The organism is Streptomyces sp. NPDC025793 (genome assembly GCF_055558375.1).
Window position 1 is genome coordinate 1 of sequence record NZ_JBVHMR010000034.1, and the last position, 18,589, is coordinate 18,589.

General features: G+C 69.6%; 18 protein-coding genes and 3 pseudogenes. 9 read left to right on the forward strand and 12 right to left on the reverse strand.

The window, feature by feature from the left end:
* Window positions 1-21 precede the first annotated feature (21 nt).
* The 6 genes and pseudogenes from ACZ4MF_RS37895 to ACZ4MF_RS37920 all read right to left on the reverse strand — a co-directional run.
* Complete coding sequence (locus ACZ4MF_RS37895) at window positions 22-825, reverse strand: ISL3 family transposase (RefSeq protein WP_467497407.1); 804 nt, start codon at window positions 823-825, stop codon at window positions 22-24.
* 26 nt (window positions 826-851) lie between these two features.
* Window positions 852-971 (reverse strand): annotated as a pseudogene (locus tag ACZ4MF_RS37900) (family 1 glycosylhydrolase); the annotation flags it as partial.
* 78 nt (window positions 972-1,049) lie between these two features.
* The gene (locus ACZ4MF_RS37905; RefSeq protein ID WP_467497409.1) at window positions 1,050-1,877 is read right to left on the reverse strand and encodes a carbohydrate ABC transporter permease; all 828 of its coding nucleotides are present in this window, start codon (window positions 1,875-1,877) and stop codon (window positions 1,050-1,052) included.
* A 5-nt stretch (window positions 1,878-1,882) separates the two neighbouring features.
* Window positions 1,883-2,836 (reverse strand): carbohydrate ABC transporter permease, encoded by a 954-nt coding sequence (locus ACZ4MF_RS37910; RefSeq protein ID WP_467497410.1) that lies wholly within the window; start codon window positions 2,834-2,836, stop codon window positions 1,883-1,885.
* An 11-nt stretch (window positions 2,837-2,847) separates the two neighbouring features.
* Complete coding sequence (locus ACZ4MF_RS37915) at window positions 2,848-4,125, reverse strand: ABC transporter substrate-binding protein (protein ID WP_467497412.1); 1,278 nt, start codon at window positions 4,123-4,125, stop codon at window positions 2,848-2,850.
* A gap of 1,154 nt (window positions 4,126-5,279) precedes the next feature.
* Window positions 5,280-5,669, reverse strand: a pseudogene (locus ACZ4MF_RS37920) (S1 family peptidase); the annotation flags it as partial.
* Between ACZ4MF_RS37920 and ACZ4MF_RS37925 the strand changes: the two are divergent.
* The 3 genes from ACZ4MF_RS37925 to ACZ4MF_RS37935 all read left to right on the forward strand — a co-directional run bounded on the left by ACZ4MF_RS37925 (window position 5,650) and on the right by ACZ4MF_RS37935 (window position 7,380).
* Entirely contained in the window at window positions 5,650-5,868 is a 219-nt protein-coding gene (locus tag ACZ4MF_RS37925; RefSeq protein WP_467497414.1) for a hypothetical protein, read from the forward strand. The pseudogene ACZ4MF_RS37920 and the gene ACZ4MF_RS37925 overlap by 20 nt on opposite strands.
* Window positions 5,869-6,113: 245 nt before the next feature.
* Window positions 6,114-6,839 carry a glycoside hydrolase family 16 protein gene (locus tag ACZ4MF_RS37930; RefSeq protein WP_467497416.1) on the forward strand — a complete coding sequence of 242 codons (726 nt, stop codon included), beginning with the start codon at window positions 6,114-6,116 and terminating at the stop codon, window positions 6,837-6,839.
* Window positions 6,840-6,966: 127 nt separating this feature from the next.
* Window positions 6,967-7,380 (forward strand): hypothetical protein, encoded by a 414-nt coding sequence (locus ACZ4MF_RS37935; protein ID WP_467497417.1) that lies wholly within the window; start codon window positions 6,967-6,969, stop codon window positions 7,378-7,380.
* 120 nt (window positions 7,381-7,500) lie between these two features.
* On the opposite strand, the gene ACZ4MF_RS37940 is transcribed toward ACZ4MF_RS37935, so the two are convergent.
* Both ACZ4MF_RS37940 and ACZ4MF_RS37945 read right to left on the reverse strand, forming a co-directional pair.
* On the reverse strand, window positions 7,501-7,818 hold the full coding sequence (locus ACZ4MF_RS37940; RefSeq protein ID WP_402066438.1) for a hypothetical protein: 318 nt from the start codon (window positions 7,816-7,818) through the stop codon (window positions 7,501-7,503).
* Window positions 7,815-8,633, reverse strand: coding sequence for a phytanoyl-CoA dioxygenase family protein (locus tag ACZ4MF_RS37945; RefSeq protein ID WP_467497420.1), 819 nt, complete (start codon window positions 8,631-8,633; stop codon window positions 7,815-7,817). Before ACZ4MF_RS37945 ends, ACZ4MF_RS37940 begins: the two co-directional genes overlap by 4 nt.
* A 71-nt stretch (window positions 8,634-8,704) precedes the next feature.
* On the opposite strand from ACZ4MF_RS37945, the gene ACZ4MF_RS37950 reads away from it, so the two are divergent.
* Window positions 8,705-9,520 (forward strand): AraC family transcriptional regulator, encoded by an 816-nt coding sequence (locus tag ACZ4MF_RS37950; RefSeq protein ID WP_467497422.1) that lies wholly within the window; start codon window positions 8,705-8,707, stop codon window positions 9,518-9,520.
* On the opposite strand, the gene ACZ4MF_RS37955 is transcribed toward ACZ4MF_RS37950, so the two are convergent.
* Window positions 9,497-9,757, reverse strand: a complete 261-nt coding sequence (locus ACZ4MF_RS37955; RefSeq protein WP_467497423.1) for a fibronectin type III-like domain-contianing protein — start codon at window positions 9,755-9,757, stop codon at window positions 9,497-9,499. The genes ACZ4MF_RS37950 and ACZ4MF_RS37955 overlap by 24 nt on opposite strands.
* Window positions 9,754-9,912 carry a hypothetical protein gene (locus ACZ4MF_RS37960; protein WP_467497425.1) on the reverse strand — a complete coding sequence of 53 codons (159 nt, stop codon included), beginning with the start codon at window positions 9,910-9,912 and terminating at the stop codon, window positions 9,754-9,756. The genes ACZ4MF_RS37955 and ACZ4MF_RS37960 overlap by 4 nt, the downstream gene beginning before the upstream one ends.
* A 664-nt stretch (window positions 9,913-10,576) precedes the next feature.
* On the opposite strand from ACZ4MF_RS37960, the gene ACZ4MF_RS37965 reads away from it, so the two are divergent.
* From ACZ4MF_RS37965 to ACZ4MF_RS37980, 4 genes and pseudogenes are all read left to right on the forward strand, one after another.
* The gene (locus ACZ4MF_RS37965) at window positions 10,577-12,565 is read left to right on the forward strand and encodes a beta-galactosidase (protein WP_467497427.1); all 1,989 of its coding nucleotides are present in this window, start codon (window positions 10,577-10,579) and stop codon (window positions 12,563-12,565) included.
* 160 nt (window positions 12,566-12,725) lie between these two features.
* On the forward strand, window positions 12,726-13,217 hold the full coding sequence (locus ACZ4MF_RS37970; RefSeq protein WP_467497428.1) for a glycoside hydrolase family 36 N-terminal domain-containing protein: 492 nt from the start codon (window positions 12,726-12,728) through the stop codon (window positions 13,215-13,217).
* Between the two features lie 45 nt (window positions 13,218-13,262).
* Window positions 13,263-13,382: pseudogene (locus tag ACZ4MF_RS37975) on the forward strand (cellulase family glycosylhydrolase); the annotation flags it as partial.
* An 8-nt stretch (window positions 13,383-13,390) separates the two neighbouring features.
* Window positions 13,391-13,738 carry a discoidin domain-containing protein gene (locus ACZ4MF_RS37980; protein WP_467497512.1) on the forward strand — a complete coding sequence of 116 codons (348 nt, stop codon included), beginning with the start codon at window positions 13,391-13,393 and terminating at the stop codon, window positions 13,736-13,738.
* A gap of 66 nt (window positions 13,739-13,804) precedes the next feature.
* Here the strand turns inward: ACZ4MF_RS37980 and ACZ4MF_RS37985 are convergent, their stop codons facing one another.
* On the reverse strand, window positions 13,805-15,949 hold the full coding sequence (locus tag ACZ4MF_RS37985) for a beta-galactosidase (protein ID WP_467497429.1): 2,145 nt from the start codon (window positions 15,947-15,949) through the stop codon (window positions 13,805-13,807).
* Between the two features lie 206 nt (window positions 15,950-16,155).
* Here ACZ4MF_RS37985 and ACZ4MF_RS37990 point away from each other — a divergent pair, with 206 nt between their 5' ends.
* Window positions 16,156-16,443, forward strand: a complete 288-nt coding sequence (locus ACZ4MF_RS37990; RefSeq protein ID WP_467497431.1) for an acetylxylan esterase — start codon at window positions 16,156-16,158, stop codon at window positions 16,441-16,443.
* Between the two features lie 288 nt (window positions 16,444-16,731).
* Here the strand turns inward: ACZ4MF_RS37990 and ACZ4MF_RS37995 are convergent, their stop codons facing one another.
* On the reverse strand, window positions 16,732-18,585 hold the full coding sequence (locus ACZ4MF_RS37995; RefSeq protein WP_467497433.1) for an RICIN domain-containing protein: 1,854 nt from the start codon (window positions 18,583-18,585) through the stop codon (window positions 16,732-16,734).
* Window positions 18,586-18,589: the final 4 nt, after the last annotated feature.

The following is an 18,589-nucleotide window of genomic DNA, read 5'->3' on the forward strand; positions in this document are numbered from 1 at the left end:
CGTCGACATCGAGGATGAGGCCTACACACCCGGCACCGCGAGCATCGACCGGCGCGTCCCCAGCACCCCGGCAACGTTCGTGGTCAACGCACTAGCCGCAATACGCGCGACACGACGGTGCAATCCGTCCGCGCATGGAGACGAACGCCGGAGCGATTCCCCAACGCATACCTTTCCGCCGGCCCTCGAACGACGAATTCCCGCGGCAAGGTTTGCGGAGCCTTCGAATTCAGGCGGGGTGGAGGTGGCCTCGGGCCCGGCGGGTGATGACGCAGCGTGTGCGCAGGCGTTGGTTGGTGGGGTTGGGCAAGCCGTGGGCGGCTCGCGCGGCGAGCTCCCGGTTCGGTGCCGGTCGGTGGCGCGGGAGCGTGCGAGCAGGTCACGCAGCTTCTCCTTGGCGATCCACGCGGTCAGCAGCGTCGTGCCGATGTCGCCGGTGCCGATGAGCTGGTTCCACATCGTGCTGAACTGGGTGTCGGTGGGTTCGCGGTTGTGCAGCAGGCGGCGCCGGGCCTTCCATTCCGGGTCGCCGGCCCGGCCGCGCAGGATGGAGATGGCGCGGCGGCGCACCAGGTCGAGCCTCCTGTTCGCCGGCTGGACGACGTGGAAGTGGTCGACCACCACGGTGGCGTGGGGCAGTCCGGTACGCACGGCGGCCCGGTAGCCGGGGGACATGTCGATGGCGACGTAAGCCCTGTGCTCACGCCAGGGCTCGGGGGTGGTTGCCGGCCAGGCCAGCACATCGCTGGTGGCGCGGCCTTCGACCTGGCCCAGCAGGGCCTGGATCCCGGTGGCGTCCACGAAGCCGGTGTGCCGGCGGTGCACCGGCCGGGGCCTGGCGAACCTGCTCGGGCGATGTCACCGGTGTCGCCGTCCGCCACGAGGCCGGGGGTGTGGGTGTAGGTGTCCCAGATATACAGAGCGCGGCCGTCCTCCCGGGTCGCGCCCTCGACCGGGTACGAGGCGGTCACGGCGCCGAAGACGAAGCCAGGCGGGAAACACGGGGAAGGTCACTCATGCGTGGGCTCAGCTCTGCCGGTGGACGCGGGTCATTTGACGGAGCCGCCGGTGATGCCGGCGGCGATGTACTTCTGGGCGACGACGAGGAGGATCGCCGCCGGTACCGCGGAGAGGACGGACGCTGCCATCACCGAGCCCCAGTCCCCGACGTGCGCGCCGATGTACTGGTAGATGCCCAGCGTGACCGGCTTGACGTCGTCGGTCGTGTTCAGGGTCAGCGCGAACATGAAGTCACTCCACGCGAACAGGAAGGCGAACAGCCCTGCGGTGATCAGTGAGTTGCGGCTCATGGGAACCACCACCCGCAGGAACGTCCGCACCGGGCCGGCACCGTCCAGCTGTGCCGCCTCGATCACCTCGCCGGGGATCGAGACCATGAAGGACCGCATCAGCACGATGGAGAACGGAATGCCGAGCGAGGCGTCCGCGAGCATCAGGCCGAAGTACGAGTTGACCAGTCCCAGGTCGACGTAGGAGGTGTACAGCGCGTTCGCGATGACGATGCCCGGGACCATCTGCGTGATCAGGGTGCCGAACACGAGGGTCCGTGTGCCCCGCAGCCCGAACCGGGCCAGCCCGTATGCCGCCGGGGCGGCGATCGTCAGGCAGATGACGACGGCGCCGAGCGCGACTACCAGCGACGTCAGCAGGTGACCGCCCTGATCACCGAGGGCCTTGGAGAAGCCAGACAGGTCGAGGCTGCCCGGCACCGGGTCCACCTCCAGCAGACCCGACCCCGGCTGGAGCGCGGTGTTGAGCATCCAGTACAGCGGGAAGAGCATCACGCACAGGATGAGCACGCCGGTGACGGTGGAACCCCAGCGGCGCTTGGCTGTCGTGGGCGGGTGTGGGGCCATGGACGTCACTTCCCCTCGGTGCGGTTGGCCCGCAGGTAGAACACCGCGAAGACCGCGGAGACAAGGATGAGTACGTTGCCGACGACCGCGCCCGCGCCGAAGTCCAGTTGCACGAAGGAGTTCTGGTACGTCAGCGTGCCCAGGGTCTGGGTGGCGTCGGCCGGGCCACCGTCGGTGAGGGCCAGGATCAGGTCGAGGATCTTCACCGTCGACATGAATCCGAGCACCAGGACGACCGTGATCACCGGCCGGAGCATCGGCAGGGTGACGGAGCGGAAGGTCCGCCAGGCGGAGGCTCCGTCCAGGGAGGCCGCCTCGTACAACTCCCGGGGTATCTCCTGGAGACCGCCGTAGAGGATGACCATGTTGAACGGGATGCCGATCCAGATGTTGACCAGGATCACCGACAGCAGGGCCATGCCGGGGCTGGTCAGCCACGGGGGGTGGCCGCCCGCTCCGAGTGTGTCCAGGAACGAGTTCAGCACACCCGTGTCCTCGTCGAGGATCCGCCGCCACACGATGCCCGACACCACCATGGGTACCAGCCACGGGAGGAGCACGAGTGATCGCAGGACTCCGCCGAGGGGGAACCTCCGGTTGAAGAACACCGCGAGGGCGAGGCCGATGCAGAACTGGCCGACCAGTGATCCGGCGGTGAACACGAACGTGTGCCACAGCGCCTTGGCGAACAGGGCGTCCCGGAAGACCTTCGACCAGTTGTCGACGCCGTTGAACGGCGCCCTGCCGGTGAAGAAGGTCTTCGGCGTGTAGTGCTGGAAGCTCATCACGACGTTGCGGACGAGCGGGTAGCCGAAGAACAGCAGCATGAAAACGACGGCGGGCGCGACGAACCCCCACTGCGCGAGGCGGCGCCGCAGACGGAGCCGTCGGGGATCGGGGGTGCCGGTGGCCTGCCGGGTCGTGGAGCGGACCGGGACGGTGGCGGTGGACATGGTCATGGGCACTTACCTCAGTTCCCGCTCGTGGCCCGGTGCTGGGCGCGCGTCAGGGCGGCCATGCTCGACTCGCCGGTCAGAGCCGACTGGAAGGCGCTCTGGAGGGCGAGCGACACGCTCGACCATCCGGCGCCCAGCTCTGCGGTCCGGGAGCGGGCGGTGGCCACCTGGCCGGCGAGGGCGTCCAGTTCGGGCACGCGCTTGCGCCACACCGCGGCGGCCTTCTCGTCGGCCGGGACCATCCAGCTGCTGAGCGCGTAGGTCAGCTGCTCCTTCTCGCCGGCCAGACAGCCGATGATCCGGGCGGCCTCCTTCTCGCGGGCCCGGTCCCCGGTGTTCGGCACCGTGAGGACCGCACCGCCGAGCGGGCCCACCGACTTGTCGCCGGGCTTCGGCACGGGGATCCGCGCGATGCCCCAGTGCAGCGACTTCTTGGTGTCCAGCGTCTCGACCTGCCACGGGCCGTTGATCATCATCGCCGCGTTGCCCGCCATGAACTGGTCGTTGACGTCCGCCTGCGTCCAGCTGACCGTCGACTTCGACAGCGAGGCGTCCTTCAGCAGGGCCTTCCAGAAGTCCAGGGCCTCGACGACTCGCGGTCCATCGAGCCGCCTCTCGTCACCCCCGTTGGACCACATGAACGGCGTGAACTGGAAGACGCCGTCTTCGGCACCGCCCGCGCTCAGCGCCAGGCCGTACCGCCTGCCGTGGGTGAGCTTCTTGGCGGTCTCGCGCAGTTCGGCCCAGGTGGCCGGGACCTTCAGGCCCGCCTTGGCGAGGACGTCCTTGTCGTAGAACAGCGCGAGCGTGTTCACCGAGCGGGCCGCGCCGTAGTAGGTCCCCCTGTAGGAGCCGAAGTCGACGATGCCCTGGGGGATGTCGTCGGTGCCCAAGCCCAGCGTTCTGAGGTCGATCAGCCCGCCGGCCTCGGCGAACGTCGGCATCTCGGAGGCGTCGAACTGCACGATGTCGGGCAGCGACTCCGAGGACGCCATGCGCAGCGCCTTGGTCATGACCTGCGCGGCAGGGACGCTCTGCTGCTCGATGGTGACGCCGAGCCGCTTGCCGCAGCGGGCCATCGCCTGCGCGTCCCAGCGGTGGTAGGAGTCGTCGGTCGAGGAGTTCAACACGGTGTACACGGCACTGTCGCGCTGCTGGCCGCAACCACCCAGGGCCGCCCCGGCGAGCAGGACGGCCACGGTGGCGAGCGGCACCGCGGCCCTGCGGGGGCGTCGGCTGCCTGCGGCAGACGGAGCGGGTTCTGCGGCGGGTAAGTTGAAGCGCTTCGACATACTGCGGTCCTAGCTGTCATATCGCCCGGCACGTCATCGGGAAGATTTGTTTGTTGGGATGACTAATACGTCAATCGCCGATACCGCGCCACCCTCTGGACGTGTCCACCCGAACACGCTGGAAGTTCAACTGGACTGGGGAGGTGAAATAACAGCAGATCAGAGGATGTCTACGCGCCATGACAACGACCACGGCAGCCCACGCCCCGCAAATCAACCCGCTCCCCCGAGGACCCCATGACGTTCACCAACGGGTTCCGACGCATCCGTGGTGGCGTTCAGGTGGCGTGCGCCATCGAGACGCGTGGGGTGCACGGTAATCGAATCGCTTCACCGCCTATGTCACGGTGCAGAAGGTGTACGCGGAGGGACGCGCTAGACGCGCGCGTCCCAGCGTCGACCGAGGGCGTGCGTGACGGCAGTCCCGTCACGTCATGAGACCTGTGCGTACTCGTGGTCAGGGAGGCGAGATCCTCCGGTCGAAGCCGGAACGGAACCGTGATGACGAGGTGTCCGTTGAGGAGGGAGCGGACGCTGCGGTGGTTTCCCCTGCGGCGGCAGAGCCGGCGGTTCGACAACCTCGATGGACAACTCCTTGCTCCATGACTGCGTGTTCAGGCTGTTCGCCGTCCTGGCGGACAGGGGCGTGGGGCCGGAAGAGTCTGACCGGGCGGCCATGGTCAGGGCCTGGTGCGGGCTCTGGTGGTTGTAGGCGTGCACTCAGCCGTCGGTCGCTTCCCTGGCTGCGGCCAGTGACTCGAACGGCACCACGTGATCGAGGAACTGCTCCCGCAGGGTGCGACGGAAACACTCGATCCTGCCGATGGTGGGGGGGCGAGCGGGGTTTGGTCAGCCGCTGCGTGATGCCGTGCTCCCGGCAGATGCGCTCGAACAGCACCTCGACGGGCTGAGGTCGGGTAGGACGGCCGGTGAACTGCTTGCCATTTGTCCGTCAGCGCCTCTAAGGGCACGCTGTAGCGGCGCATCGCGGCGGTGAAGGCCGGAGCACACCGCGCGGGCGCTGGGCACAGCCACGACGGAGGCGAACCCGACGCACCGGCAGTGGTCGTCGATGCCGGCGACCATGGTTTGGCCGAGACGGCCCCTGCCGTGGCCGCCGCGGCCGGCCCTGCCCGCGTGGACGGCCTCCCTGCTCAGTTCCGGCCAGTCATCGCGGACATCAGTGGCGAGGGCATAGCCCTGTTCTGGGCGCCGGCCCCAGGACGGGAGTCGGGGGACCGGTTCGTGCCGTTGGACGGGGCCCGTTCGGCCCGGAGGACAGCCGATCGTGCGCCGTACCCTGCAAGGGCGGCGGGGACGGGCTGGAAGAAGGTCTGGCCGCCGTTGGTGCAGTCGCCGCTGCCGCCGGAGGTGGGGCCGAGGGCGCTGTCGCCGTCGAAGAGGGCGCCGCCGCTGTCGCCGGGCTCGGCGCAGACGTCGGTCTGGATCAGTCCGCTGACCGTGCCTTCCCGGTAGTTGATGCCGGCGTTCAGCGCGGTGACGGTGCCGTCGTGGACCTGGGTGGTGCTGCCGCTGCGCTGCACCATCCAGTGCACCGGCCTGGAGGACGGGACCAGCGGCAGCCCCTGGCTCGCCGACTACGACTCCAAGTGCCACACCGGCACGGTCATCCGGGTCTTGGGCGGCCACGAGAGCGGCGGCGACCAGGACGACGTCTCCTACGCCTCGTACTTCGACGATGACATCGCCCAGCTCTACCAGCGCACCCAGAACGCGGACTGAACCCGTCTCATCCGCACCCGCTCACGCCGAAGGGCCGTGACCGCGAAGCGTGCCGGGGAGGGGTCAGGGCTTGTGTCCAGTTGTGATCAAGCCGGGGCGCGACACCTTGTGTCTTCAACTCCAGAAGCCAGGAAACGATCCGCGCCGCGCATCTTGTCAAACATTGAACGGACTCCTAGAGTCCGGCGTTGAAGGGAGTGTGGGACCGCTCCCCCGCCTCATGTCATCCGAGCAATGGAACCGCGATGTCATCTGCACTTCTCAGGCCGGGACGCCTGATGGTTGCCGCCCTGGCGGCGCTGTCCCTGCTTCTCCTGGGACAGCCGCAAGCCCACGCGGCGTCCTGGGGAGCCCCTCAGACCATCAACTCGTGGAACACCATCAACGGACGGTGGACCGCCAACAACGAGTTGGAGACCTACACTCCCGATTGCGTCTGGTACGAGGGCAGCACCCTCGTCATCAAGACCTACAAATCGGGCAGCACATACTACTCCGGCCGCGTGGAGTCCAAAGCCCTCTACGGCTACGGGACTTACAGCTTCACCGCGAACATGCCCAACGGCCAGGGCCTCCTGCCTGCGGTATGGGCGGCCTACCTGAATCCGTGGCTGCCCGAGTTCGACGCCGCCGAGATCGTCGGCCAGAACCCGAACTCCGTCTACCAGACCTCCCACGACTCCAACAACGCCCAGACCCAGTTCTCGAAGACGAATTCTGCGGGCTGGACCAACGCGTACCACACGTACTCGTTCACCTGGTGGCCCGATCACATCGACTTCGCCGTGGACGGCACCATCACCGGCACCAAGTGGTACACCACGGCACCGGGTGTCGGGATGCACTTCATCGTCAACACCGCCGTCGGCGGCGACTGGCCGGGCAACCCCAACGACTCGACATGGGCCACAGCAGACGGCGCGAGGTACCTGAAGGTCTCCTCGATCACGTACACCCCGTACCAACCGTAAGGGCTCCGCTTCAGGACCCGAACTCGGAGGATTGCCGAGAACGTGCCTGCCGGGCCGGGTCGCAGAGTTTCACTACGGCGACTCGGTCCAACGGGAGTGCTCCCAACGTCAGTCTGCGGCCCTTCCGGTGTGCGTCCCGGCGGAAGCGCCCTCGGCACATGAGGGCGTCGTACCACCGCATTTCCTCAGCGCGTCGCACGCTCGGGATGAGCCTGCGGCGCATCCCTGTCAGGAAACCGAGGACCCGTCATGCGCTGGCCGGCACCATCTCCATCCGGCATCAGACCGGCTCCAGCCCTACTGGTGCGGCATCCAGGCGATCGGCCACCTCAATCCGGCGGCCGCGCTTGAGGTCCGCACCGCGGATGGCCGGCGGCAGCTGCCGCGTACCGACTACGACCACTTCCTCTCCGCCGACGGCGGCGAGTGCGGCGGCGCGTTCAGAATCACGGACATCTACGGTGAACGGCCGGCCGTCACCGGGATCGCGCCGCGGCCGAACCTCGTGCAACCGACCGGGGTCCAGTTCTCACGGCACTGATCGCACCGTCGTCACCTGGCCGAGCGGTTCGACTGGTCGCTTGCCGCAGGCACGGCGACCAGTCGGCGACGCATTCCCGGAAACCCGCCGGTCGGCCGCACACCGTCCGGCGCCGGGCCGTCAGTCCTCGCGAAGCTCCGCGAGCTTCTCGAAGAAGAACTCGTGCTTCAGAAACGACACGTCGTACTCGTGCCCCGGATACGGCGGGATCAGCTGGGACGCCTGGATCAGGCGCCAGCCGTCGCACAGGGCGGCCACGCCCGTCGCGTAGGGAGGCTCGTCGCTGTCGCCCGTGGTAGGGCACGTGCGGCCGGTACCGTCGTAGAGTGCCCAGCCGATGACGTCGGAGTCCAGTGCGGACGTGCCCAGATACAGCACCAGAAGTTGCTGGCGGACGACCGAGGAGGTCGGGGCGGGGGCGGGGTCGATCGCGGTCATGCGGGCACCTCCTGCGGTCGGTTCGAGACGCGGGTGACCCAGTGGTCCAGGTCGAAGTCCGCGTCGCCGGTCAGCGCCCGCCACAACAGGACGCGGTTGTAGAGCTCCAGGCGACCGGTCGCCCCCTCGTACCAGGGGAAGCCGGTGTTCAGTTCCGACGCGACGCCCGGGTCCGCCAGGTCCGAGGTGTCCCACAGCCGCCGCTGCCGTACCGTCGGATTGAAGCGGATCTTGAACATGTAGCGCAGGATGTCGCTGTCGTTGCGCCGGCCGCCGTGCCAGAGACCGTGGTGCAGAAACACCACGGTGCCCGCCGGACAGACCAGTCGGTGCTGGCCGCGCAGATTCTGGTACCGACCGGTGTCGCTCTCGTTCGTGCGCCGCAGATGACTGCCGGGCACGCTCAGTGTGCCGCCCATCTCCAGGGTCACATCCTGCGGGTAGTACATGAGCTGCACATCGAACGCGTCGGTCCGTGCGTCGATGATCGCGTCCGCGTGCAGCGGCTGCGCGCGGCCCTCGCGTGGCTCCCGGACGTGGACGAAGTGGTGGTCGATGTTCGGATCGGGGCCGACGAGACTGTGCAACGCGCCCGCGACCTCAGGCAGGTCGACGAGCCTGCGCATGAAGGAACCCTCGGGATAGGCCTCGGCGACCGGCGTGCCGTACGGTACCGGAGGAATGCCGGCGCCGAAGACCTCCATGGCCTCGGCGTTCATCTCCGCGGGCACCACGGCGTCCAGGCGCAGCGATCCGTGGGCGACGAAGTGCGCCATCCGCACCGAGCTGAGCAGATGCTCTCTGGTTGTCGTCATGTGCACCACGCTAGGGAAGTCATGGCGTCCGACGCGTGGGTCCGGCTCACCACCGCTGGTAGGTTTTCACCATGCTTGAGGTGGGGGTGTGCCTGGACGAGCCGCCGGTCGTGGCGAACGTCGGCGTCGGCGTCCACGGCCCGGCCGGGCACACCGACGTCTTCCGCCTGCCCGACCTGTGGCAGCTGCACCTGTACCGGTACGAGGCCGACCTCACCGTCGACGGCACGCCCCATGTCATCCGACCCGGCCGGGTCAGCCTCGTACCGCCCGCCACGACCGTCCGGTACCGCTACCGGGGCCGCTCCGAGCACCTGTACGCCCACCTGCGCCTGTCCTCCGGCGGCGCGCTCCGCTCGGTGCCCGTCGTACAGGACGCGGGTCCGGAGCTGTCCATGCTGTCCGCCCTGATGCTCCAGGCCATCGCGGCCTGGCCGAGCGCCCCGGTCCGGGCCGCGGCCGAGGTCTGGGCCGCGCTGTGGCGCGTCGGCCATCTCACCCCGCCGGCCCCGCAGGGCCCCCGGGACGGCCCGCACCAGGCCGTCACCGCCGCGATCTCCTACATCGAGTCCCGGCTGACCGACCCCCTCACCGTCCGGGAGGTGGCCCGCGCCGCCGGGATCTCCCACAACCACCTCACCCGGCTCTTCGGTGCGGCCACCGGCGAGACCGTCGTCGCCTACATCCGTCAGCGCCGCCTGGCACGCGCCCGTCACCTGCTGCGCGAATCCACCCTTTCCATCTCCGCGATCGCCGCCGCGGTGGGAATCCCCGACCTCCAGGCCTTCAACAAGGCCTGCCGCCGAGAGCTGGGAGCCTCACCCCGAGCCGTTCGCGAGACAGCGAGACCTGTCCACAGGCGATCATCTGGATGGCCCGTGGGGTGAACTGACCCGATCTGTCGAAGCGTTGTCGAAGCGCATCGACGCATCCCGGGACGGACCCAACCCCTCTCGCAGCCTGCTGCCATGACGCCCTCTCAGAGGGCTCTGCTCCGGTGCGAGCCGCACCTTGCGGAATTCGGCGAGACGGAGCCGGGGTGCCTCGTAGCGGGCATCGACCGCCCGGACGTAGAGCTGGACCACCTCGCTCCCGGACCGTGTGCCCGCGTTGGCCAGGGTCACGGAGACGCCACTGCGCCGTCCTGGGCCATGGACGGCGTGGACAGCCGCAGGTCGCGGTAGGTGAAGTCGGTGTATGACAGGCCGCGTCCGAAGGAGCACAGGGGTGCGGACCGGTGGTACTGGTACGTCCAGCCCGTCGAGGAAGCGCCCTGCAACCTGGTGGTGCTAGCACTGCTTTGAGGACCACGCCTCCTCCCACGCCGCCGCGCTGAAAGCCGGCCGGGAGTGGATGTCGGACTGAAGACAGATTGCCGAAGCGCATCGACGCTTTCATCGTCATGACGGACTGTCAATGGACCTGCGAAGAGAACCTTTCTTTATGTTCGCACTCTTGTTTCGCACGAAACATGTCCGTTAGCGTCGCGAGTCAGGTGAAGCGCTTCGACACTCCCGGCGGAAGGGGCCGGCACCATGCCGCACGCGTTGCACCGCAGAAGCTTCGTCGGCGCGGCCGCCTCGTTCCCGGGAGCGGCCGCACCGGCTCCGCCGCTGTCCGCCCACGGGGGTGGCGGACAGCGGCACACGGATACGAACACGAAGGCGGGTCCGAAGGCGGCGCTGCCGGCCTGCCCGAAGGGCATCACGGACGTGCCCCCCGCAGCGGAACTTCCGCAGCGGCCTGCGCACCGGCGCCGTCAAGGGCTGAAGCGGTACCGCGCCGACGGCACATCCCCGGACCGGGAGCGGTCCCGCTCGCCCCTCCCCGCCGACTGAAAGGGACCGCTCCCCCACCACGCCACGCCGGCCTCCACCTCTTGCGCCGGTGCCGGCCACCCGCGAGAGCACACCACACCCGACTCCCGTACCGGAGGAACACCCATGACCGCCCGCAGCGTCACCGACCGTCTGGGCGGGCTCGCCTTCGGCGGGGACTACAACCCCGAGCAGTGGGACGAGCCCGTCTGGAAGGAGGACGACACACTCATGCGCCGGGCCGAGGTCAACCTGGTCACCGTGGGCGTCTTCTCCTGGGCCCTGCTCGAACCGGAGGAGGCACGCTACGACTTCGCCTGGCTCGACGCCCACCTGGAGCGCCTGCACGCGAACGGCGTGGCCGTCGACCTCGCCACACCGACGGCCTCGCCGCCGCCCTGGTTCACCCTCGCCCACCCCGACGCGCTGCCGGTCACACCCGACGGCACCCGCCTCACCCACGGCAGCCGCGACACCTACTGCCTGGCCGCACCCGCCTACCGGAACGCGGCCCGCAGGATCGCCTCGGCCCTCGCCGCACGGTACGGCGACCACCCGGCCCTCGCGCTGTGGCACGTGCACAACGAGTACGCCACCCTCTGCCACTGCGAGCACGCGGCGGCGGCCTTCCGGGTGTGGCTGCGCGCCCGCCACGGCTCACTGGACGCCCTCAACGAGGCCTGGGGAACGTCCTTCTGGAGCCAGCGCTACACCTCTTGGGAACAAGTGCTGCCACCACGCGCGACGCAGTGGCACAAGAACCCGGGCCAGAGCCTGGACTTCCGCCGCTTCTGGTCCGACGAGACCGTCGCCGCCTACCGCGAACAGCGCGACGCGATCCGCGCGCACAGCGACCGTCCGGTGACGACCAACCTGATGCTGCCCGCCTACCAGAACCTGGACCTGTGGGCGCTGGCCCGCGAACTCGACGTGGTCACCTCCGATCACTACCCGGGGTCGCCGGGTCTCGACGCCGCCGCCGACGCCGCATTCCACGCCGACCGCGTCCGCTCCCTGAGCGGCGGTAGCCCCTGGCTGCTGATGGAACAGGGCACCAACACCGTCTACGACGGCGACCGGGTGCTGGGCAAGGAACCCGGGGAGATCCTGCGCCACACCCTCGGCCACATCGCGCGCGGTTCGGAGGGTGCCCTCTTCTTCCAGTGGCGGCAGTCCCGGGCCGGTGCCGAGACATGGCACTCGGCGATGGTCCCGCACGCGGGCCCCGACAGCCGTATCTTCCGCGAGGTCGCACAGGTCGGGGAGGCGGTCGCCCGGCTCGGCGAGCTGGCGGGTTCGACGGTCGACGCGTCCGTGGCCGTCCTGCACGACGCGGACGCCTGGTGGGCCTTGAGCGTCGACGGCCTGCCCTGCGCCGACCTCGGTTACCACGAGGAGCTGAGCCGGGCACACCGGGCGTTGTGGGACGCCGGCGTGACGGTCGACTTCGCCCATCCCGAGCACGAGTTGAGCCGCTACGCGCTCGTCGTCGCGCCGGCCCTGTTCCTCCTGTCCGACGCGGGCGCCGAGAACCTGCGCCGCTACGTCGCCGACGGCGGGACGCTCCTCGTCCAGCAGGCGAACGGATGCGTCGACGACCGCATGCACGCCCGGCTCGGCGGCTATCCCGCCGGGCCACTGCGCGAGGCCCTGGGCATCCGTGTCGAGGAGCACCGCCCCCTGCGGACGGATGAGCGGATCACCCTGTCGGACGGCTCGTACGGCTCGGTATGGAGCGAGTCCGTGCGTGCCGAGGGCGCGGAGACGCTCGCCGCCTACACCCACGGCATGCTCGCCGACGGCCCGGCACTGACCCGGCACCGCTACGGAACCGGGCAGGGCTGGTACGTCTCCACCCGCCTCGACGACACCGACTATGGCGCGCTGGTCGGCCGAGTCCTGCACGAGGCCGGTGTCGAGCCCGAGGAGTCGCCGGGTCTGCCGGACGGTGTCGAAGCCGTCACCCGGCACGCGTCCGACGGCCGTCGCTGGCAGTTCCTGCTCAACCACCGCGCGGACACCGTGCCGCTGCCGGATCCCGCTCACGACCTGCTCACCGGCGCCAGGGTCCGCGAGCTGCCCCCCGGTGGTTGCGCGGTGCTGCGCAGGACCTGACTCCGAGACCCCACCATGACCGAGGAACAGCACACGATCCCGCTGGGGTCACGACGCCCTTCGGCGCCAGATCACTCTTGATGACAACGGCAGCCCCCTCCTGACGTACCTCGGGCCGCCCGTCGGCGGTGACGCGAATCCTCATGCCTCCCTGCCCCTGGTGGAGGTGACGGCCGCGGGGCACGGCCGTGGCTGGTCGGGCAACCGCCTCGTCGACACCACGATCGGCGGGCCGCTGCGCCACCGGGACCACCACACGGCGCGCGAGGGCGACTGGCACACACTGACCGTCCAACTCCACGATCCGCGGAGCGGGTTGGTCGTAGACGTGACGTACCGTTCGCCCGACGGTGTGCCCGTCGTGCGCGGCGAGGTGACCCTGCGCAACGAAGGCCGGGAGACCGTGTTCCTGGAGTCGGTCCGCTCTCTCGTGGGCGGCCTGACCGCGGCAGGTCCGGCGGCCATCGACGCCGCGGACCTTCTGTGGGCGGACAACGACTGGCTCGCGCAATGCCGGTGGCAGCGCCGTCCGATGCGCCTTACCTCACCCGTCCTGAGCGGACGCGTGCAATTCGGCAATGGCGGAGGAGGGTTCGCTCTGACCGGGCGGGGCAGTGGTCCAGCTGCGGGCATCTACCCGTGGGTGGACTGACGGACCGTCACTCCGGCCTCACCTGGGTGTGGCGGATCGAGCACAACCGCCACCGCGCCCTACACCATCGACGCCACGTTCATGAACCGCGTCAAGCAGGTGGTCGACTGGGCGCTGGCCGCCGGCCTTTACGTCGTGATCAACGTCCACCACGACTCGTGGCAGCGAGGGCGGTGGACGGTTCCACCCCGACGCGGTGGTGCGCGGCCGACGGCGGCACCGGCCACTGGCTCGAGGTCGACCTCGGTTCGCCCCGGCCGCTGACCGGGACCCGCATGGCCTGGGAACTGGACGGGACCAACTACCGCTACACGATCGAGGGTTCCGTCGACAACCGCAGGTGGAGCACGCTGGCCGACAACACGGCCACCGCAAGCACCAGTCAGGTCCAGGTGGCCCTGTTCCGGACCCGGGCACGGTATGTGCGGGTCACGGTCACCGGGTTGCCTTCCGGGGCATGGGCCTCCATCCGCACCTTCGAGGTCTACGACCGGCCCTTCTCCGCCGAGCTGGGATCGTAAGCGCCGGCGAGCCGGCCCAGGGGGCTTCGGCCGCGACAGCCGAAGGCCCGACTCCCGGGAACACCATCAGGAGGTGACGAAGACCCGGACGTCCCAGGCGCCTAGGCTCACCGGTGTGCCGACGGCGATCGCACTTCCGTCGAGGACGTCGGTCAGCTCACCGGGTGCACGGACGGCGGCCTCCTGCCAGCTCCAGTTGTGCACCACGTGTGCGCGTCGCCCGTCGGGGCAGGTGCCGGTCGTCACGGTCACGGACGCGGGCAGGGTGCCCCATCCGCTGCCGGGCGTGGGCACCAGCCACTCGGCCAGTGCCCGGGCCGTGCCGCGTCCGGGCACGGTACCGACGCAGGTGACACGGCCCGCGCCGTGGCGGCGGGTCGTGATCGCGGGCCAGCGGCCGAAGTGCGGGTGCTCGTACTCGGCGAGCACCTCGGCGTCGACCACCGTCAGTCCGTCCACCCAGTGTGTCGCGGTCCCGCCCTCGGGCAGTGCGAGCGGGCTTCCGGGCACGGCGCGGAGCGGCAGTTCGGCGGGCAGGTTGCCGACCTCGTCGTACCAGACGCCGGCCGCCGCCACGAGGCGTGCGGGGGCCTGCTCGTGCCGCGCCCGGGCCTCGTGGTCGGCGTAGCCGGTACGGGGGCCGAGGACCAGGTGGCCGCCGGCGTGCGCGTACTGCGCGAGCCAGTCCAGGGTCGCGTCGTCGGCGATGTACAGCCCGGGGACGACCAGCACGGGGTGAGCGCGTGCGGCCTGGTCGGGTGCCATGCCGTCACTCCCCCAGCCTTCGGTCGGGGGTACCCCCACGCCACGGGGACCGTGCAGCTGGCGGACGTGGAAGATGCGCACCTGGCGGCCGGCGTCGAACGCACCCCGGTAGAAGGGGTCGAAGATGCGCTGGTACGCGGCGGAGTCCGGGCCGCCGTCGGCGGTCGCGAGCGGCGGGTACTTCTGCATCAGCCATTTGGTCGGCATCGAGTAGACCATGGCGATGTCGGCGTCCGGCTCGATACCGGCGACCAGCGCCCCGGCGGCGTCGAACTCCGCGCCGAGCCGGGCGAGTTCGCCGTACACACGCCCCGGACGGCCGCTGTGCGGCAGGATTCCGCCCCAGTGGGTCTCCGCACCGAAGTGCAGCGTGTGCCAGTGCCAGTACTCGACCATCCGCGCCCCGCGTGCGACCAGCGCCCAGGCCGCCTGCCGCCACTGGCCGTCGTAGGCGGGCTTGTTGTCCCAAGGGGCGCCGATGGCCTGGGCGTTGGTCTCGGTGACGAGGAACGGGGCCTGGCGGGAGGAGAACATCCGGTCCCCGCTCTGGAACAGCGCCCAGACACCTCTGGTCTTCCACTGCTGCTCGTGGTCGTCGGGTGTCCGGTCGGGCAGGGCGAGACCGTCCTGCATGTCGTAGTACGGGTTGCCCGCCGTGACGTCCAGGCTGTCGGTCAGCTCGTCGTCCTCCATGGCGGGGTGGCCGTAGGAGATACAGGTGGTGACGAACTGGTCGTCGCGCGCGTAGGCGCGCACGATGTCGGCCTGCCAGGCGACGAACTCGGTCGTCTGGCGCGCCTGGAACGCGCGCCAGGCGAGGTCGTACTGCGGCTGGGCGTTGCCGTCCGGTGTCCACAGGTCGGCCCAGGTCGAGAGCCGGTGCGACCAGTAGACCAGCCCCCATTCGCGGTTCAGGGTCTCCACGTCCCCGTACCGGGCGCGCAGGTGGTCCACGAACCGCTGGAAGACACCGTGGTTGTGCGGCAGCCGCAGGCCCGGCTCGTTGTCCACCTGGAAGCCGATGACCGCCGGATGGGCGGCGTACCGGGCGAGGATCTCGCGGGTGACGCGCTCGGCGTGGAACCGGAAGGCGGGGTGGGTGAAGTCCACCTCCTGGCGGGCACCCCAGCCGATGCGCTGCCCGGTGGCCCGCTCGGCGGCGATCTCCGGGTACTGCCGGGACAGCCACGGCGGCACGGCGTAGGTCGGCGTACCGAGGACGACCGAGATTCCGCGTTCGTGGGCACCGTCGAGAACCGGCCGCAGCCAGTCGAGGGCGAACGTCCCGTTCTCCGGCTCCCAGGTCGACCAGACCGACTCACCGACCCGGATGACGGTGAACTTCGCCCCGGCCATGAGATCCAGGTCGGCCTTGAGACGCTCATGGGGCTGGTACTCGTGGTAGTAGGCGGCGCCGAACAGGACGCGGGCGGGCAGGGCGGGCATGAACAGCCTCCGTCGGTCGAAGCGCCTCGACTGCAAAGCGCAGGCAGTGGAGTCGACACTAATGACGGGTTTTCCTGTGCCGCAAGGTCTCACCGAAGGAAGTGGCCCCGGGATTCGGACAGTTGGCATGTCCTTACGCGCATGGCAGCGTCGATGCGCTTCACCACCCGTCGCAGCCCGGTCCCGTCCTCGTCAGGAGGACCACCATGCCTCTGTCCGATCGAAGCTCGGACGAACTCCTCTCCTACCGGCCGGAGGTGTCCGTGCCGGAGGACTTCGACGCCTTCTGGCAACAGAGCCTGGCCGAAGCACGCGCCCGAGGCGGAGCGGTGAAGGCCGAGCGGGTCACCGAGCGGTATCTGCTGAGCACCGTCGACGTGGACGACGTCCGCTTCCCGGGCCGGAACGGCGAACCGGTGGCCGCCTGGCTGCTGCGCCCGCGCGGCGCGGAAGGGCCGCTGGGGTGCCCGGGAGGACGCGGTCCTGTCCGGTGAGACGAACGGCGCCTTCAGACCCTACGGCGGCCGTCCGGAAGAAGGCGTGCTGCTGCGCAAGGCCGGCCGGTTGGCCGGTATCCCGGGAGTCCCGGTCCACGGCCGTCAGGACATGGGCAGCTCTCTCGGCACCGCGTGGCGGCTCCATCGTGCCCGGCGCGGCCCCGAGTTGGCCGTCGTCGAGGGCGCGGGGCATCCGGGCAGCGCGACGACACGCGACCATGTGCTCCAGGCCCTCGACCGGTTCGCGGCCGTGAACCGACTCCGGCAGCGGACTCGTGCCGGCCGTCAGAACTTGCCGGAGAGTCGCCAGATCTGGTTCTTCTTGGTGCTGAGGGCGTCGGCCGGGTCGCACGTCCATTGGTGGATGAGGGCCCCCGGAGCGGTGGAGACGTCGCTGACGTCGACGCACTTGCCGCTGTGGGCGGCGACGAGTTGGTAGTCCTTGCTGTTGCCGAGTGCGGCGACGGGGTTGAGGGTGAACTGCTGGTTGGCCGCGCCGTTGCAGGTGTACTGGATGACGGCGGCGCCGTCGGCGGTGGACGCCCCTGAGACGTCGAGGCACTTGCCGCTCAGCTCGTTGACCACGGCGTAGGTGTTGGTCTTTCCGCTCACCGGCTTGAGGTCGAGCATCTGCTGGTAGCCGCCCTCGCAGTGGTACTGCTGGTACTGGGCGCCGTCGGCGGTGCTCAGGTTGGTGTCGTCCAGGCACTGGCCGCTGTTCTCGCTGACGGCGACGGTCGAGACGGTGGTGTTGGACGGCGGGAGCAGGGTGACGGTGTAGCCGTCCTTGGCGTTGTTCCAGGGGATGCTCACCGAGGCCGCGTTGTTGCTGACGCTCAGGGTGGTGTCGGAGATCGTCTCGGGCCCGGTCACCGCGGCGCCGCCGTTGTAGGGGACGCGCTGGACGACCGCACGGACCTTGCCGCTCTCCACCACCGAGGTCGTGTTCAGGCCGGTGAGGTTGACGGTGACATTGCCGGTGTTGCCGTTGCTGCCGAGCAGGATCTTGGCGTTCTTGGCGGTGTTGTCCTTGGTGGCGAGGCCGTCGGTGTTGGCGCCCGGATTGAGGCTGACGATGTTGCCGGTCTGTGAACCGTAGTAGCGGTACGTGAACCACTCGCCCAGCGGCAGGTACTGGCCGGAGCTGTTCTTCGTGAGCAGATTGGCCTCGTCGTCGTGCAGGTGCGTACCGGAGGCCCAGTTGCCGCGCAGGCCGTCGGCGCCGGCCCGCTCCAGACGGCCGATGAACCACGCGCCGCCGCCGGGGTTCTGCTGGGAGAGCGCCGCGTACTCGTTGATCTGGTACGGGCGGGTGTTGGTCAGGCCTGCCGCGGCGAGGGTGGAGTTGGCGCCGGCGACGCCCGGGACGGGGTCGGCGGGTTCGTCGTGCCAGCTGTAGATGTCGGGGGCGACGTTGTGGGCCTTGACGTAGTTGAGGTAGGTGGTCCACCAGGTGTTGGAGGAGGTCGGCTGGCCCGCCATGCTGGGGCCGACGATGAGCTGGCCCGGGAAGGCCGCCCGCACCCGGGCGTAGAAGCGCGACCACATCTGCAGGTACTGGCTCTGCGAGGGAGCCCAGAAGCCCCTGCCGTCGGGCTCGTTCCACAGGTCCCACTCGACGGTCATGCGGTTGGCTCTGACGTCGTTGATGAGCTGCGTGACGAAGTCGTCGAACTTCGTCCAGTCACCGTTGTCGCCGGGCCAGCCCTGGCTGGTGGTGCTGTCCGCGCCCCACAGGTCGTGCGGCAGCAGCACGAAGGTGCCGCCGAGGGCCGCGGTGCGCTTGTACTGGGCGAGCGTGGCGTTCCAGCGGGTCTGGTAGTCCGCGAGGCTCGTGCCGTAGCCCCCGCTGTTGAGCTGGGCGCCGCCGGCCCGCATGAAGTGCCACTTGATGTCCTTGAAGAAGTGGTCCTGCGGCAGTGACCCGTCCGGGGTCATCCCGTAGATCATGCCGGAGGCGCGGTAGGTGGGCGCGCCTCCGGCTGTCGCGAAGTCCACCGTGACGCCGGTGTCGGCGGCCTGTGACGGGGCTGCGGGCACCAGCGTCGCGGCCAGGGCGGTCAGCAGGACGGCGACGGAGGGGACCGTTCGGCGTCCGGTGCGGGTGGTGGGGCTGGGGTGCATCCGGGGCGATTTCATGATG

Bases quoted from the DNA above. Each gene is read 5' to 3' on its own strand.
- ACZ4MF_RS37905 (WP_467497409.1), bottom strand. From the start codon at position 1,877: ATGGCCCCACACCCGCCCACGACAGCCAAGCGCCGCTGGGGTTCCACC.
- ACZ4MF_RS37910 (WP_467497410.1), bottom strand. From the start codon at position 2,836: ATGACCATGTCCACCGCCACCGTCCCGGTCCGCTCCACGACCCGGCAG.
- ACZ4MF_RS37915 (WP_467497412.1), bottom strand. From the start codon at position 4,125: ATGTCGAAGCGCTTCAACTTACCCGCCGCAGAACCCGCTCCGTCTGCC.
- ACZ4MF_RS37930 (WP_467497416.1), top strand. From the start codon at position 6,114: ATGTCATCTGCACTTCTCAGGCCGGGACGCCTGATGGTTGCCGCCCTG.
- ACZ4MF_RS37940 (WP_402066438.1), bottom strand. From the start codon at position 7,818: ATGACCGCGATCGACCCCGCCCCCGCCCCGACCTCCTCGGTCGTCCGC.
- ACZ4MF_RS37945 (WP_467497420.1), bottom strand. From the start codon at position 8,633: ATGACGACAACCAGAGAGCATCTGCTCAGCTCGGTGCGGATGGCGCAC.
- ACZ4MF_RS37950 (WP_467497422.1), top strand. From the start codon at position 8,705: ATGCTTGAGGTGGGGGTGTGCCTGGACGAGCCGCCGGTCGTGGCGAAC.
- ACZ4MF_RS37965 (WP_467497427.1), top strand. From the start codon at position 10,577: ATGACCGCCCGCAGCGTCACCGACCGTCTGGGCGGGCTCGCCTTCGGC.
- ACZ4MF_RS37985 (WP_467497429.1), bottom strand. From the start codon at position 15,949: ATGCCCGCCCTGCCCGCCCGCGTCCTGTTCGGCGCCGCCTACTACCAC.
- ACZ4MF_RS37990 (WP_467497431.1), top strand. From the start codon at position 16,156: ATGCCTCTGTCCGATCGAAGCTCGGACGAACTCCTCTCCTACCGGCCG.
- ACZ4MF_RS37995 (WP_467497433.1), bottom strand. From the start codon at position 18,585: ATGAAATCGCCCCGGATGCACCCCAGCCCCACCACCCGCACCGGACGC.